Source organism: Pedococcus badiiscoriae, assembly GCF_013408925.1.
GTDB lineage: Bacteria > Actinomycetota > Actinomycetes > Actinomycetales > Dermatophilaceae > Pedococcus > Pedococcus badiiscoriae.
On record NZ_JACCAB010000001.1, the window covers coordinates 444653 to 459991 of the forward strand.

The 15339-nt window shown below is 72.5% G+C and carries 15 protein-coding genes; 1 reads left to right on the forward strand and 14 read right to left on the reverse strand.

Annotated elements, in window-relative coordinates; translation table 11 throughout:
- Positions 1-81 precede the first annotated feature (81 nt).
- From smc to BJ986_RS02155, 11 genes are all read right to left on the reverse strand, one after another.
- A complete protein-coding gene (smc, locus tag BJ986_RS02105) occupies positions 82-3654 on the reverse strand; it encodes a chromosome segregation protein SMC (protein ID WP_179420500.1) in 3573 nt (1190 codons plus the stop codon).
- A gap of 347 nt (positions 3655-4001) precedes the next feature.
- Positions 4002-4265, reverse strand: coding sequence for a chorismate mutase (locus BJ986_RS02110; RefSeq protein WP_337795446.1), 264 nt, complete (start codon positions 4263-4265; stop codon positions 4002-4004).
- Between the two features lie 83 nt (positions 4266-4348).
- On the reverse strand, positions 4349-4540 hold the full coding sequence (locus tag BJ986_RS02115) for a hypothetical protein (RefSeq protein ID WP_179420502.1): 192 nt from the start codon (positions 4538-4540) through the stop codon (positions 4349-4351).
- Between the two features lie 156 nt (positions 4541-4696).
- Positions 4697-4993, reverse strand: coding sequence for an acylphosphatase (locus BJ986_RS02120; RefSeq protein ID WP_179420503.1), 297 nt, complete (start codon positions 4991-4993; stop codon positions 4697-4699).
- Between the two features lie 46 nt (positions 4994-5039).
- Positions 5040-5933, reverse strand: a complete 894-nt coding sequence (gene mutM, locus BJ986_RS02125; RefSeq protein ID WP_179420504.1) for a bifunctional DNA-formamidopyrimidine glycosylase/DNA-(apurinic or apyrimidinic site) lyase — start codon at positions 5931-5933, stop codon at positions 5040-5042.
- Positions 5934-6002: 69 nt separating this feature from the next.
- A complete protein-coding gene (gene rnc / locus BJ986_RS02130) occupies positions 6003-6854 on the reverse strand; it encodes a ribonuclease III (RefSeq protein WP_337794666.1) in 852 nt (283 codons plus the stop codon).
- Between the two features lie 17 nt (positions 6855-6871).
- Complete coding sequence (gene rpmF / locus BJ986_RS02135) at positions 6872-7066, reverse strand: 50S ribosomal protein L32 (RefSeq protein ID WP_056922518.1); 195 nt, start codon at positions 7064-7066, stop codon at positions 6872-6874.
- Position 7067: 1 nt separating this feature from the next.
- Positions 7068-7685: a YceD family protein gene (locus tag BJ986_RS02140; protein WP_179420505.1), complete on the reverse strand. Its 618-nt coding sequence runs from the start codon at positions 7683-7685 to the stop codon at positions 7068-7070.
- A 159-nt stretch (positions 7686-7844) separates the two neighbouring features.
- Positions 7845-9908, reverse strand: coding sequence for an SGNH hydrolase domain-containing protein (locus tag BJ986_RS02145; protein WP_179420506.1), 2064 nt, complete (start codon positions 9906-9908; stop codon positions 7845-7847).
- Between the two features lie 52 nt (positions 9909-9960).
- Positions 9961-10452: a pantetheine-phosphate adenylyltransferase gene (coaD, locus tag BJ986_RS02150; protein ID WP_179423394.1), complete on the reverse strand. Its 492-nt coding sequence runs from the start codon at positions 10450-10452 to the stop codon at positions 9961-9963.
- Between the two features lie 43 nt (positions 10453-10495).
- Positions 10496-11083 (reverse strand): hemerythrin domain-containing protein, encoded by a 588-nt coding sequence (locus tag BJ986_RS02155; RefSeq protein WP_179420507.1) that lies wholly within the window; start codon positions 11081-11083, stop codon positions 10496-10498.
- A 161-nt stretch (positions 11084-11244) separates the two neighbouring features.
- On the opposite strand from BJ986_RS02155, the gene BJ986_RS02160 reads away from it, so the two are divergent.
- A complete protein-coding gene (locus BJ986_RS02160) occupies positions 11245-11538 on the forward strand; it encodes a Fe-S cluster assembly protein HesB (protein WP_179420508.1) in 294 nt (97 codons plus the stop codon).
- Between the two features lie 51 nt (positions 11539-11589).
- On the opposite strand, the gene rsmD is transcribed toward BJ986_RS02160, so the two are convergent.
- From rsmD to BJ986_RS02175, 3 genes are all read right to left on the reverse strand, one after another.
- Entirely contained in the window at positions 11590-12165 is a 576-nt protein-coding gene (rsmD, locus tag BJ986_RS02165; RefSeq protein ID WP_179420509.1) for a 16S rRNA (guanine(966)-N(2))-methyltransferase RsmD, read from the reverse strand.
- An 81-nt stretch (positions 12166-12246) separates the two neighbouring features.
- A complete protein-coding gene (locus tag BJ986_RS02170; protein WP_179420510.1) occupies positions 12247-13035 on the reverse strand; it encodes an alpha/beta fold hydrolase in 789 nt (262 codons plus the stop codon).
- 48 nt (positions 13036-13083) lie between these two features.
- A complete protein-coding gene (locus BJ986_RS02175; RefSeq protein ID WP_179420511.1) occupies positions 13084-15339 on the reverse strand; it encodes a DEAD/DEAH box helicase in 2256 nt (751 codons plus the stop codon).

The following is a 15339-nucleotide window of genomic DNA, read 5'->3' on the forward strand; positions in this document are numbered from 1 at the left end:
GCCGGCGCTGTGACGTGGGGCACGGCGGCATACCCGCTGACCTGCGCGTTCGTGGCGCCCGGGCTCCGAGCAACGGTGCGGTCAGGCGCTCTGGGCCGCCACGTCGCGGATCCGCTGCGACACCACAGTGGTCACACCGTCACCACGCATCGACACACCGTAGAGCGCGTCCGCGACCTCCATGGTGCGCTTCTGGTGCGTGATGACGATGAGCTGGCTGGAGTCGCGCAGCTCCTCGAACAGGGTGATCAGGCGACCCAGGTTGGCGTCGTCGAGCGCCGCCTCGACCTCGTCCATGATGTAGAACGGGCTGGGCCGCGCCTTGAAGATCGACACCAGCAGCGCGACCGCCACGAGCGAGCGCTCACCGCCGGACAGCAGCGAGAGCCGCTTGATCTTCTTGCCCGGGGGCCTCGCCTCGACCTCGATCCCGGTGGTGAGCATGTTGGCGGGGTCGGTGAGGGTCAGTCGGCCCTCGCCGCCGGGGAACAGCCGGCTGAAGACGCCCTCGAACTGGGCCGCGGTGTCGTGGAACGCCTCGGTGAGCACGCGCTCGACCCGCTCGTCGACCTCGCGGACGATGTCGAGCAGGTCGCGCTTGGACTTCTTGAGGTCCTCGAGCTGCTCGGTGAGGAACTTGTGGCGCTCCTCCAGCGCCGCGAACTCCTCGAGCGCCAGCGGGTTGACCCGACCGAGCGCGCCCAGCGCGCGGTCGGCCTTGCGCAGCCGCTTCTCCTGGACCTCGCGCACGTAGGGCGCCGGCTCCGGGATGGTGTCGGGGTCGTCGTCGGGTCCGGCCACGAAGGGGACGAGCTGGTGGGGACCGAACTCCTCCATCAGGGCGTCGGGGTCGATCCCCAGCTCCTCGACAGCCTTCGCCTGCATGGCCTCGATCCGCAGCCGCTGCTGCGTGCGGGCGACCTCGTCGCGGTGGACGGTGTCGGTGAGCTCGCGCAGGTCGTCCTGGAGGGCGGAGACCTCCCGCCGCACCTGGCTGAGCGCCTGGTCGCGCTCGGTGCGCTCCTGCTCGGCGGTGGCCCGCTGGCGCGACGCCGTGTCGAGCGCCTCCGCGATCAGCGTGGAGGCGTATGCCGCGCCGCGGCGGACCGCTTCGGCCACCGTGACCTCCCGCTTGCGGCGCTCCTGTCGGGCCGCCAGCCGCTGACGCGCGGCCAGCTCGTTGCGCGCGGCCCCCTCGAGGGAGTCGGCGCGGCCCTTGAGGGCCCGGGCTCGCTCTTCCCTGGTACGCAGGGTCAGCCGGAGCTCGGTCTCGCCGGTGCGGGCACGGCTGGCCTCGAGCTCGAGGCGGTCACGCTCCTCAGTACTCGGGTCCTGTGACTCGGCCGGCTCGGCACTGGCCTCGTCGAGCCGTTCGGTCAGCTCGGCGAGCTCGCGGCGGTCGTTCTCGAGACTGGCGGTCGCGTCGGCGATGGAGCGTTCGGTGCGTTCGGCCTCGGCCTTCGCGGAGCGCACCGTGGCGCCGAGCTGCCCCAGGCGCTCGGCCACGGCGGCCATCTTGGCGTCGGAGTCGTGCAGCCGCTCGAGGGCGGCCTCGACCTCCTCGTTCGCCGCACGGTGCCGCTCCTGCGCCGCGGTCAGCGCGAACCGGGCCTGCTCCCCGCGGCGGGTGGCCTCGGCCACCCGGTCGCGGGTCTCGTCGACGGCGGACTGGATCTCGATGAGGCTGGGCGCATGGCTGCTGCCACCGCGGACGAACCCGGGCGCGAACACGTCGCCGTCGGTGGTCACCGCGGTGATGCCCTCGCCCCGGGCGACCAGCGCGGCGGCCAGGACGGGGTCGGACACGAGGGCGACCCGGTCGAGGAGCTGCTCGACGGCCGGGCGGACGGTGGCCGGAGCCTGCACGACCTCGCGTGCCCAGACCGCCGTGCCGTCCAGCGAGGGCCAGGTCGAGGGGTCGCTGGAGGTGGCGGTCTGGCCGACGAGGAATGCCGCGCGTCCCGCGTCGTCGGCGCGCAGGGTGCTGAGGGCGCGCGCCGCGTGGTCGACGGACTCGACGGCCAGCGCGTCACCCGCCCATCCCAGGGCTGCAGCGATGGCGGCCTCGTGGCCGCCCTTGACCTGGAGGAGCGAGGCGACCGAGCCGACGATTCCGTGGCTGGCATCGGCGGCGGCCAGCAGGGTGGCCGCGCCGTCCTTGCGGGACAGGCTCAGCTCGAGCGCCTCGAGGCGGGCCGTGCCGCTGGTGCGGTCGCGCTCGGCGAGGCGCTCGGCCTCGCGATGCTGCTCGACCTCGGCCTCGACCTGCTCGAGGACGGCGGCAGCCTGCTCGTAGGCCGAGTCGAGCCCCTCCTCGCCCTCCTCGTCGACCGCGACGGAGGCCTCGAGGGTGCGGAACTCCTGCTCGGCGGCGGCAGCTCGTTGCAGCGACTGCTCGATGACCCCCCGCAGTCGGCCGATCTCGGCCTCCCCGGCCTCGAGCCTGCTGCGACGCGCACCCACCTGACCAGCCAGCTTGGCCAGCCCTTCGCGGCGGTCGGCGGCGGCCCGGGCGAGGCGCTGGAGGCGCTGCTGCTCCGCGGCATACGCCTGCTCTGCGGCCTCACGCGCCGCGACGGCGTCCTCGAGCTCGGTCCTGGCCTGACGGACCTCGGCGAGGAGGGCTTCCTCCTGCTTGCGTGCCTCGACGGCCTGCGCGCGCAGCTCCTCGGGATCGCGACCCGACGTCTGCTCGTCCTGGGTGTCCTGGGAGAGCAGCCGGACGCGCTCGGCGGCGAGCGACTCGGTGGAGGTGAGCTTGTCGCGCAGCTGCTGGAGTGCGAACCAGCGCTCCTGCGCCCGGGCCAGCTCGGGCGCCGCGTCCTGCGCCTGCTGCTCGAGGGTGGCCAGCCGGCTCCGGAGGGTGGTCAGACCCTCCTCGACCTCGGTGCGCTTGGCGATGAGGGCGGTCTCGTCGGCCACCTCCTGCTCCAGCGTGGAGGTGAGCTGCACGAGGTCGTCGGCGAGCAGCCGCAGTCGCGCGTCGCGGGCGTCGGCCTGGATGACGGCGGCCTTGCGGGCGGCCTCCGCCTGGCGGCCGAGGGGGCCGAGCTGACGCCGGATCTCACCGGTCAGGTCGTTGACCCGGGTGAGGTTGGCCTCCATGGACTCGAGCTTGCGGAGCGCCTTCTCCTTGCGCTTGCGGTGCTTGAGGACCCCGGCGGCCTCCTCGATGAAGCCGCGCCGCTCCTCAGGGGTCGCCCGCAGGACGGCATCGAGCTGGCCCTGCCCGACGATGACGTGCATCTCGCGACCGATGCCGGAGTCGGACAGCAGCTCCTGGACGTCGAGCAGGCGACAGGACGTGCCGTTGATGGCGTACTCCGAGCCACCGTTGCGGAACATCGTCCGGGCGATCGTGACCTCGGTGTAGTCGATCGGCAGCGCGCCGTCGGTGTTGTCGATCGTGAGCGCCACCTCGGCGCGACCCAAGGGGGCACGTCCCGCCGTCCCGGCGAAGATGACGTCCTCCATCTTGCCGCCGCGCAGGCTCTTGGCGCCCTGCTCGCCCATGACCCAGGCGAGGGCGTCGACGACGTTCGACTTGCCCGAGCCGTTCGGCCCGACGATGCAGGTGATGCCGGGCTCGAGGCGCATCGTGGTCGCCGAGGCGAAGGACTTGAAGCCCTTCAGGGTCAGGCTCTTGACGTACACGAGCGGGTCGGCTCCTGGTTCATGGCGGGCGGCGTCTGGATCGGGGCCACCTTACCCGCGGGAGCGGCGGGCTCCCGGCACCTTCCGCGGTCCTGCGTTGCCTGTGCATCGTGGGACAGGAGTGACGCCAGAGGTATGCCGCACGTCCTCCACACTCGACCTCCCGGCCGTGCCTCCCCCGACTTGTTGCGGGCGGGTCGTCACCAGACCCGCACAGGGACCCTCCGTGACCACCAGGACGCAACAAGTCCAGGGAGGTCGCGACTTGTTGCGTGCGGGTCGTCACGAGACCTGCCCAGAGGCCGTCCTTAACCACCAGGACGCAACAAGTGTGGGAGGAGCCGACGTCAGGAGCCGGCGATGGCCTCGTGGTGGTGGATGACCTCGGCGATCACGAAGTTGAGGAACTTCTCGGCGAACGTCGGGTCGAGCCCGGCCTGGTCGGCGAGGTCGCGCAGGCGCGCGATCTGGGCCTCTTCGCGCGCGGGGTCAGCGGGCGGCATACCCTCGCGGGCCTTGAGCTCGCCCACCTGCTGGGTGCACTTGAAGCGCTCGGCCAGCAGGTGGATCAGCGCAGCGTCGATGTTGTCGATGCTCGCGCGGAGGCGCACGAGATCACCGGGGGTCGAACGGGGCGAACCGGGCGCGCCGGACCAGGGTCCTGACGCGGAACCGGGTGTCTGTGCGGGCGAGCTCACCCGGCAATCGTAGGCATGCCCGCCGCCACGACGTCGGGCTGTCTCAGATCCTCACGCAGCTGGTCGTTGTCACGTTGCAGCCGTTCGACGAGGAACTCGAGGTCGCGCACGCGGCGGCGCAGCTCGACGGTCTCGAGCATCAGTCGCGGGTCGGACGCCACGCGATAGCCCACCAGGGCCTTGGCCATGTCGACTCCTTCTCCGCAGACGACGGGGGTCGCGTGCTGCGGGCGCCCGAACCGGGCATCTCTCAGGGTGGCATCCGGAATCCGCAGGGTCAATGCCGCTTCGGTGGACTCACGTGCGTCGTCGTGCGCTCACCTGCGGCAGACCCGCCACCGGGGTCACTTCTCGACGAAGCCCGCGAGCCCTTCGCGCGGGGAACCCCAGGTCGTCACGCAGGTGTGGACCTCCCCCGGCCGCAGGTGCTGCGAGGGTCGCTCCTCGAGCATGGCCACCAGCTGACGGATGCGCTCCTCGTCGCCCTGGGCCACCACCTCGACCCGGCCGTCGCCTGCATTGCGGGCATGGCCGACCAGGCCGAGCTCGAGCGCCCGCGCCCGGGTCCACCAGCGGAACCCCACGCCCTGCACCCGACCGTGCACCCAGATGACCGCCCGAGCGGGACCACTGTGATCCATCTGCACCACCTCTCGGTTCAGTTGTACAACCGCGGGGCCCGTCCTGTCAGCCGCGACGCGGCCGGGGGCTGGGTCGTGGTCGGGGTCGCGGTCGGGGCTGGCACCGGGGACAGGAGAACGACGAACGGTTCATGAACGCCTCGCGCCTGATGAGGGTGCCGCACCGGTCGCACGGCCGACCCTCCTGGCCGTAGGCGTGCAGTGATCTGTCGAAGTAGCCGGACGCCCCGTTGACGTTGACGTAGAGCGCGTCGAAGCTCGTCCCGCCCTCCCCCAGCGCCGCAAGCATCACCTCCCGCGCGTGGTCCAGGATGCGCGACAGCGCCGGCTTGGTCAGCGACGAGCACAGTCGTTCACCGTGGACCTGGGCCCGCCACAGGGCCTCGTCGGCATAGATGTTCCCGACCCCTGAGACGAGGGACTGGTCGAGCAGCGCCCGCTTGACGGCTGAGTCGCGGGTCCGCATCCGGCGCACCACCGCGACCTGGTCGTAGGCCGCCTCGAGCGGGTCGGGCGCGATGTGGGCGACCGGCTCGGGCACGCCATCCGGCGTCAGCTCGGCCAGGGCCATCCCGCCGAACGTCCGCTGGTCGACGAACCGCAGCTCGGGGTCGCCGTCGCTGAACGTGAAGCGGGCGTGCAGGTGCTTCTCCTCGGCGGCCGCCGCGGGTTCGACGAGGAGCTGACCGCTCATCCCCAGGTGCGCGATGAGCCCCTGCTGGTGGCCGTCGGGCGAGCGGAGCACCAGCCACAGGTACTTGCCGCGCCGCCGGACCTCTTCGACGTGGTTCCCCTCGAGCCGGGCGGCGAGGTCGAGCGGGCCGGGCAGGTGGCGTCGCGCGACGCGCTGGCCGCGGAACTCGGCGCGTTCGATGGTGCGACCGCTGACGTGGTCGGCCAACCCGCGGCGCACGACTTCGACCTCGGGCAGCTCAGGCATGCGAAGCCTCGCGCGGCTCAGGCATGCGACAGCTCGGGCAGCTCAGGCATGGGTATGCCGCGTGCTCGCCTAGGAGGGCGAGCCCGCCACCGCGTCCTCGTCGGCCTGCGCGACGCCGGAGACGTCCGTGACATCTGGGGCCACAGCACCCGCGTCTCCGTCGATGACGGCCTCGCCGGCCCGGGCGCTCAGGGCCCGCCAGGCGAGCTCGGCGGCACGCTGCTCGGCTTCCTTCTTGGACCGTCCGGTGCCGGTGCCGAGGACCTCGTTGCCCACGACGGCCTCGGCGTGGAAGGTCTTCTCGTGGTCGGGGCCCTCCTCCTCGACGCGGTACTCCGGGACGCCCTGGGTGGTGGACGCGGACAGCTCCTGGAGGCTGGTCTTCCAGTCCAGGCCGGCGCCGAGGGTGGCACTGGCGGCCATCAGGGGGTCGAGCAGGTGGTGCACGAGGTTCGCCGCGGCGACCATGCCGCAGGAGAGATAGACCGTCCCGATGACGGCCTCCATCGTGTCGGCGAGGATCGAGGCCTTGTCGCGTCCCCCGGTGCTCTCCTCGCCGCGACCGAGCATCACGTGGTCGCCGAGGCCGAGCGTGCGGGCGACGTCCGCCAGCGCCCGCATGTTGACGACGGCGGCGCGCAGCTTGGCGAGCTGACCCTCGGGCAGGTCCGGGTGCGTGGCATACAGCGTGTCGGTGACGACGAGCCCGAGGACCGAGTCGCCGAGGAACTCGAGGCGCTCGTTGTTGGGCAGGCCACCGTTCTCGTACGCGTACGAGCGGTGCGTGAGGGCACGCAGGAGCAGCGACTCGTCGACCGGGCTGCCCACCACCTCGCTGAGGTGCTGGACGAAGCCGTCGACGGGCCGCTGCGTCGCGCTGTCCCCCGTGCCTGACGGAGTGGGGGACGGAGTGGGACTCACGCGCAGGTCAGGGCGACTCAGCCCTGGTGCTCGGTGCGCTCGGCCGGCGTGTAGTGACGGCCCTTGTAGGTGCCACAGGACGGGCAGGCGATGTGCGGCTGCATCGCAGCCTTGCACTGCGGGCACGTGGTGAGCGTGGTCGCCGTCGCCTTCCAGTTCGCACGACGCGAACGGGTGTTGGAGCGCGACGTCTTCCGCTTCGGGACAGCCACGTCAGTTCCTCTTCTCTTCGGTGTTGCTGCGGGTTTCGCCCTGGGCGCTGCCCAGGAGGTCGGTGCTCTCGGCGGACAGCGCGCTCAGCGCGGCCCACCGGGGGTCGAACACATCGTGGTGGTGATCCGGGTCGTCCGCCAGGCGCGCTCCACACTCGGAGCACAGTCCCGGACAGTCGTCGCGGCACACGGGCTGGAACGGCAGTGCGGGCACCACCGTGTCCAGGAGCACGGGTTCGAGGTCGAACAGGTCGCCCTCGAGGGTGTGCTCCTCGGTCTCGTCGTCGCTGGCTCCCACCTCACGGTGGTGGGCTGCGCGATCGGCGTAGGCGAACAGCTCCTGGAAGTGCCCCTCAACCTCGTGGCTGACGGGGTCCAGGCACCGCACGCAGGCGCCGGTCGCCGTGGCGCGGGCCGAGCCGGTGACCAGCACGCCCTCGACGACGGACTCGAGCCGCAGTTCCAGCTCGATCGGTGCCCCCTGCGGGACCGCGATGATGTCCGTGCCGAAGTCGGCAGGTGCCTCGATGGTGCGCTGGAGGCGTTCCATCGAACCGGGTCGCCGACCGAGGTCCGTGGTGTCGAAGACCAGCGGCGATCGGGGATTCAGGTGTTCCATGGCTCCAGCAGACGTCGAGTGACTCGGACTTCGCCTCGGGCGAGGACAAGACCGACGCACGAGATTACCGGAGCACGGCCCAGTCCCCCAAATGCACGGGTGTGCCGCGGGTATGCCGGCTGGCCGCTTGGACCCGGACCGGCGTCCGGACCGGCACCCTCAGGAGGCCGGTCCGCTGCGGGCCACCCGGTCCAGTGCGGCTCCCAGGACCGGGGCCAGGGTGCGGACGTAGGTCGCCGTCAGGTGGTCTCCCGCCCGGTGGATGGCGACGTTCCCGATGGCGACGGGGCAGCGCTCCACCGGGCAGATCCACGGGGTGAGGTCGATGAGCGGGGTCCCGGAGGCGGTGGCGGCCCGCTGCTGGGCCGGCAGCCCACTTCCGGCGACGGCGGCGTCGCGGCCGAACGCGCACCGGCTCAGCTGGTGCGGGTGGCGGGCCGCGCAGACGTCCAGGTCGTTGGGCGACACCGGGCTGTCCCCGAGCACGACGACGGGGACGCCGGACCCACGCAGCTGCGACCACCGGTCTGAGAGGCCGGCCACCAGCGCTGCACTGGTGGCGCGGGAGCCGTCCCAGGCCGTCGAGGCGTACCCGGAGGTCAGCAGCAGGTCGGGCGGTGCCGCGCGCAGTCGTGCCAGGACCCGGCGGTTCCACTCGTCGCACGCTGGATAGGGCCGGCCGGCGCTCTGGGCGTTGCCCGAGGCGAAGGCGCACGCCGACTTGCCGTACGTCACGATCCGCCAGCCGCGCTGCGGGGCGAGCCGTTCCAGTGCCGGCAACCACTGCATCGCCTTGGAGTCCCCGACCAGGGCCACCGTCGTTGTCCCGCCCGGCACCCCGAACTCGCAGGCCACCGGCTCCTCGGCGAGCCTGTCCACCTGGCAGCGGTCGACGTCGGCCTTGGGACGGTCCTGCCCGGCGAGCTGCGGGTCCGGGGTGAGCCACCCCCAGTCGTCGACCGCGTAGGTCCTCGGGTCCGTGCTCGGCGGCGACGTCAGGGTGGCCGCCCCGAGGGTGTCGATGGCCGGCCGGGGACCCGCCAGCGGCGTGGTCCGGAACGGGGACGATGCCTGGGTGAGCGGGACCGCCGCCAGGGCACCGACCAGCGACAGGGCCAGGCCCAGGGCCAGCACCGGGCGCGTGCGTGCCGCCAGCGCCCGGCTGTGGTGGATCGGGCTCTCCAGGAACCGGTGGCTCAGCCAGGCGAGCACCACGGCCAGGGCGACGACCCCGGTCCGCTGCACCGGGCCGAGCCCGCCGAACGCCCACCGGCCCAACACCAGCGCCGGCCAGTGCCAGAGGTACAGCGAGTAGGACAGCCCGCCGACCCAGACCATCGGCGCGGTTCCCAGGAGCCGGACCGGACCGGAGGGAGCGCCCGCCCAGCCGGCGTAGAGCACGGCGGCGGCACCCAGCGTCGGCGCGAGCGTCCAGGGACCGGGGGTGACCGCGCCGGCGGGCAGCCAGCACGCGGCGGCCAGGACCGCAGCCAGCCCGACCCATCCCACCACCGCCGCGACCCGTCCCCCACCAGCCGGCGCACCCGCGGCGACCGACCCCAGCCCGGTATGCCGGGTCGGCGCCTGCCTGCCCGCGCACCAGACGGCGAGCGCCGCACCGACGCCCAGCTCCCAGGCCCGGGTGGTGGTGACGAAGTAGGCCCGCGCGGGGTCGACGGCCCCCAGCCACACGGCATACCCGAGGGAGGGCAGGGCGATGGCGGCCAGGAGGGCGCCCACGGCGCCGGTGGTGGGCATGCGTCCGAGCCGCCTCAGGACGAGTGCGAGCGCGATCAGGGCAAGCGGCCAGATGACGTAGAACTGCTCCTCGACCGCGAGCGACCAGAAGTGCTGGACGGGCGAGGGGATGCTGTCGGAGGCGAGGTAGTCGACGGCGCGGTGCGCGAACACCCAGTTGACGACGTACAGCGCGGCGCCTGCGATGTCGGTGCCGATCTCGCGGCGACGCAGGCCGGGGACGACGACCCACGCCACGAGGGCCGTGACGACCAGGACGAGGATCGCCGCCGGCAGCAGGCGCCGGATCCGCCGACCCACGAACCGCGCCCAGTCGACCGTGCCGGTCGTGACGAGCTCGCGGACCAGCAGGCCCGTGATGAGGAAGCCCGAGATGACGAAGAAGACGTCGACACCGAGGAAGCCGTTCGGCAGGGGAAGGCCCGCGTGGTAGGCCATCACCAGCAGGACGGCGACGGCGCGCAACCCCTCGATGTCGGGCCGGAAGCGTTCCGGCCGTGGGGATCCCGAGGTCAGGTCACTGCTCCCGCAGGTGGGCCAGCAAGGCGTCGCGGACGCGGTCGCTGACCAGTCCGGAGACGTCGCCGCCGTACCGCGCGACCTCCTTGACCAGCGAGCTCGAGATGTGTTCGAGGCTCGGGTCGCCCGGCAGGAAGACGGTCTCGATGCCGGCGAGGTGCCGGTTCATCAGGGCCATGGGCAGCTCGTAGGCGAAGTCGGTGCCGCCCCGCAGTCCCTTGACGATCGCCGTCGCGTCCACCTCACGACACACGTCGACGAGCAGCCGGTCGGCGAACAGCTCCACCCGGACGTTGTCGAGGTCGGCGCACCCCTCGAGGATCAGGTCACGCCGCTCCTGCGGGCTGAAGGTCCCCCGCTTGGCCGGGTTGTGCAGCACCGCCACGACGACCTCGTCATAGAGCGAGGCGGCCCGCCGGATGACGTCGGCGTGGCCGAGGGTGACGGGGTCGTAGGAGCCGGGGCAGACACACCGTCGGGTCCCCCGCATCGTCTCAGCACTGGTCACACGGGCACGCTAGCAGCGCCGCGGGCTACCCCTTGTCCTCCTTGTCGCCGTCCTCCTTGTCGCCTTCCTCGTCGTCGGCAGGCAGGAGCCCTTCCCGATGTGCGCGGGCGACGACCTTGCGCACCGAGGTCAGGCTGCCGACCCCCGCGTCGAGCAGGCGGTTGCGCTCGGTCGCCCACTGCGCCCCGAGGTCCTGGCGCACCTCCTCGGACACCTCCGTGCGGGCCGGGTTGAGGATGGTCTGCTCCTCCTCGCCGATGTGGTGGTTCAGGGCGGTGGCGAGGTCCTCGACGGCGTCGTCGAACTTCTGCGTGTCGGTCCCCTTGCACTCCAGGAGCGCGAGCAGGGCCTCGTTCCCCTCCGCGTGCTCCTCCTCGCCGTGCTCGGCCTCGTGGGGCGTGATGGCGTCCTTGCGCCGCAAGGTCGAGTAGACCTTCGACTCCTCCGCCTCGCCGTGGGCGATGAGCACGGCCGACAGGGCCGCGCGGGCCGCCTCGCGGTCCGCCGTGGCGTCACGCAGGTCGCGCAGGAGTGCCTCAAAGAGTCGGTGGTCGTCGAGGATCAGGTCGACGACGTCGCCGTCGGTGGGCCGAGGAATCTCGTAGTCCGTCATGCCCACACCCTCTCTCACCTGCGGCGATGCCACATCTCGGGGGTGTGCCGAGACCTCGTCCCACCCAGCGGACGCCCGGTTTGAAGTCCGCCCACGGGTGCGACACGGTGGAGGGGTCCTGACCTCCATCGCCTGATCCAATCGGAAGAACGGAGAGCCCCATGCTCACCCTGACCGAGAACGCCAGCACGATCGTCAAGACCATCGTCGACCAGAACCTCAGCACCGAGGACGCGGGTCTGCGCTTCAGCCAGGAGGGCGCCGACTCCGGCGGCCTGACCGTGACCACTGCCGAGCAGGCGCAGCCCGGCGACGCCGTCGTCGAGCAGGACGGCGCCAAGGTCTACCTCGACGAGACGGCCGCCGTGGCCCTCGGCGACCAGGTCCTCGACGCCGCGGTGGACGAGACCGGGGGCGTGCAGTTCAGCCTGCTGCCCGCGGCGCCCGCGGTCTGACCGACCGACGCCAGCCGGAGCCCGACCGCCTCGCGGTCGGGCTCCGGCGCGTCAGGCGACCACGTCGGGGGTGCGCGGCCCCGCGAACCAGATCTTGGTCTCGCCGTAGCGCCTCTCGCCCTCGAGCTCGAGCTCCTGCGGCCAGGCCGGTTCCGGTGAGCGCGAGGACCGCTCGACGACCACGAGCGCCTCGGGGTCCAGCCACTGCTGGTCGACGAGCGCCCCGAGGTCTGCGGCCAGGGCGTCCTCGCCGAGCTCGTACGGCGGGTCCAGGAAGACCAGCGTCTGCGGCTCCGGCGGCCCCACGGACAGGACGCGCTGCACCGTGGCGTGCCGCACCGTGATCCCGGGTATGCCGAGTGCTCCCGCGTTCTGTTTGGTCACCTTCGCTGCGGCCTTGTCGGACTCCACGAGCAGCACCGTGGACGCGCCCCGGCTTGCGGCTTCGAGACCGAGGGCGCCCGACCCGGCATACAGGTCGACGACCCGCGCACCGATCAACACCTCGAGGTGCTCGAGGCGCGAGAAGAGCGCCTCCCGGACCCGGTCGCTGGTGGGCCGGGTGCCCGAGCCTGCCGGGGTCGCCAGCCGCATGCTTCCGGCTCGCCCGCTGATGATCCGCGTCACGGCGGCAACGTAGCAGCGACGCCGATCTCAGGGTCGCGGCTCACGGTCGCGGCTCAGGGTTAGCGGCTCAGGGTCCGCGACTCAGGGCGCGTGCACGGTGGGGTCGTCGCGCAGCACGTCGAGCAGCAGGGCCAGCACGGCGTCGGGTCGCTCGAGGGACGGCAGGTGGCCGGCCCAGTCGAGCTCGACGTGGTCCGCCCCCGGGATCTGCGTGGCGAGGTGGGCGGCGATGGCACGGAAGTGGCCGAGGTCGTGCGCGCCGGAGACGACGAGCGTGTCGACCGCAAGCGCCGTCGGGTCGACCTCGACCCGACGCGTCGAGGGAGGCGGGTCCTGGGCGTCGGCCGCCAGCTGGACCTCGTAGGCACGCCGCTGCATCGTCGCAACGAGCTCGCGGACCTCGGGCCCGGCCTCCGGTCCCACCCAGGTGTCCACGGTCAGGGCGACCGCTCCCGCGAGGTCTCCCGCCTCGAGGAGGCGCTCCTCCGCGTCGCCATAGGCCTCCAGGGCGGGCGCGTCCTCCTCCGAGGGCTGCAGTCCGCGGTAGCCGGGGCCCAGCAGGACGAGGGACGACACGCGCGCGGGGTGGGCCGTCGCGAGCTCCATGGCCACGCGGCCTCCGTAGGAGGAGCCGACGACGGCCGCGCTACCCACCCCCAGCGAGTCGAGAAGGGCGTCGAGGTCGTCGGCATCGGCATACTGCTCACCCGGTTGAGCGGAGTCTCCGAACCCTCGCAGGTCGGGGCGGATCACCCGGAACATGTGGCTCAGCCCGGGGACGAGGGGGTCCCACATGCGCCGGTCGGCGACTCCGGCGTGGAGCAGCAGGACGGCGGGACCGGAACCGTCGTCGTCATGGGAGAGCAGCACGCTCCGAGACTAGGCCGCAGCCTCGTCCCGGCGCCGCCGCATTTCCGGTCAACCTCGCTCGAGGAAGGCTGCCTGCTCCGCGTCGAGGCGCTCGGCCACTGCCGCCGCGAGCTCGGGGTGGGCCGCGAAGCCGGGATCGGCCGCCACCAGCTCGGCCGCGTCCTCGCGGGCCTGCACGATGAGCTCCTCGTCGCGCACCAGGGACAGGAAGCGGAAGCTGCCCCTGCCCATCCCCCGGGTCGACCGGCCGCCGCCGCTCTGTCGCCCGCTGAGGACGTCGCCGGTGCCACGCAGCTCGAGGTCGAGCTGGGCCAGGGCGAAGCCGTCGCTGGTGGCAGCCACGGCCTCCAACCGCTCTCGCGCTCCCCCGTCGGCCTCGGCACCCGTCATGAGCAGGCACAGCCCGGGGTGACCACCACGACCCACCCGCCCGCGGAGCTGGTGCAGCTGGGAGACCCCGAACCGGTCCGCGTCCATCACGACCATCACCGTCGCGTTGGCCACGTCGACGCCGACCTCGATGACGGTGGTCGAGACGAGGATGCCGGTCTCGCCGCGGGTGAAGCGCGCCATCGCGGCGTCCTTGTCCTCGGGAGTCATCCGGCCATGCAGGACGTCGATGGTGATGCCGTCCAGAGCGGGGTCGGACCGGAGCTGCTCGACCACGGCCAGGACACTGGCCCACGCACGCGGCGCCACCGGCTCCGCCGCCTCCCCATCGTCGAGCTCGCCGTCGTCGCCCGTGACAGGCGCGTCCGGGACCTCCTCGTCCGAGACGCCAGCCCTGGAGTCCTCGGACTCGGCGGTGTCCACGATCCTGGGACACACGACATACGCCTGACGGCCGGTCCGGACCTCCTCGGCGATGCGCTCCCAGGTGCGCTCGACCCAGCGCGGGTTGTCCGTCGGGACGACGTGGGTGGTGATGGGTGCGCGCCCGCGCGGCAGCTCGGTCAGCGTCGACGTCTCCATGTCGCCGAAGACCGTCATCGCCACCGTGCGCGGGATCGGCGTGGCCGTCATCACGAGCACGTGCGGCGGGTGCTTCGCCTTGTCCCGCATGGCATCGCGCTGCTCGACGCCGAACCGGTGCTGCTCGTCCACGACGACCAGCGCGAGGTCGAAGAACTGGACGTGCTCCTGGATCAGGGCGTGCGTGCCGATGACAATCCCCGCCTCGCCACTGGCCAGGTCGAGCAGCGTCTTCCTCCGGGCGGCCGTCGACTGGCTGCCGGTGAGCAGTGCCACCTGGGTGCCGACCTCGCTGCCCCCGAGCATGCCGCGCTCGGCGAGGTCACCCAGCATCGCCGTGATCGACCGATGGTGTTGTGCGGCAAGGACTTCCGTGGGAGCCAGCAACGCAGCCTGGCCGCCCGCGTCGACGGCCGCCAGCATGGCACGCAGCGCGATGACGGTCTTGCCCGAGCCGACCTCGCCCTGCACCAGCCGGTTCATGGGGGTGTCGGCCGACATCTCGCGGGCCAGGGTCGCCCCGATCTCGCGCTGGCCCGCCGTCAGCTCGAAGGGCAGCCGGGCGTCGAAGGCGTCGAGCAACCCACCCGGACCGGGGGTCCGTGCGATCGCGGTGTGCTGGCGCGCGCTCTCGGCGCGGCGCTGGGCCAGCAGGGTCTGCAGGACGAGAGCCTCCTCGTACCGCATCCGCCGACGCGCGAGGTGGACCTGCGCCATCTCGGCCGGGACGTGGATGCCCCGCAGCGCCTCCAGCCGACCGGGCAGTCCGCGCCGCCGGAGGAGCTCGGCCGGCACCGGGTCGGGCAGGTCGTCGAGCTGGTCGAGGGTCAGCCGCACGCACTCGGCGACGGCCCAGTTCTGCATGCCCTTCACCTGGAGGTAGACCGGGATCGGGCCACGGTCCGTGGCCGCCTCGCCCAGCCCGCCGTGCATGACCTGGTATGCCGGGTGGGCCAGCTGCCAGCGTCCGCGGTACATCCCCACCGTGCCGGCGAACAGGGCGGTGGTGCCCGGCACCAGCGCATCACGGTGTCCCCACGCCTTGAAGAACACGAGGTCCACCTCGTGCGCGCCGTCGGTGATCGTGACGGTGAGCATCTCCCCGCGGCGGTTCTTCATCGGCCGCGTGGCGGCGGCCTTGACCGTCGCCACAGCCACGACGTACATCCCGACGTGCAGCGTGCCGAGGTCAGCGGTGTGTTCGAGGTAGCGCCGGGGCCAGAACTCCAGCAGGTCCCCCACGAGCCTGATCCCCCGGTGGTTCGCCAGCTTGGGCGCCGCCGTGGAGACGAGCTGGGAGAGCTTCGTGGACGGGGTGATCGCGCCGACCAC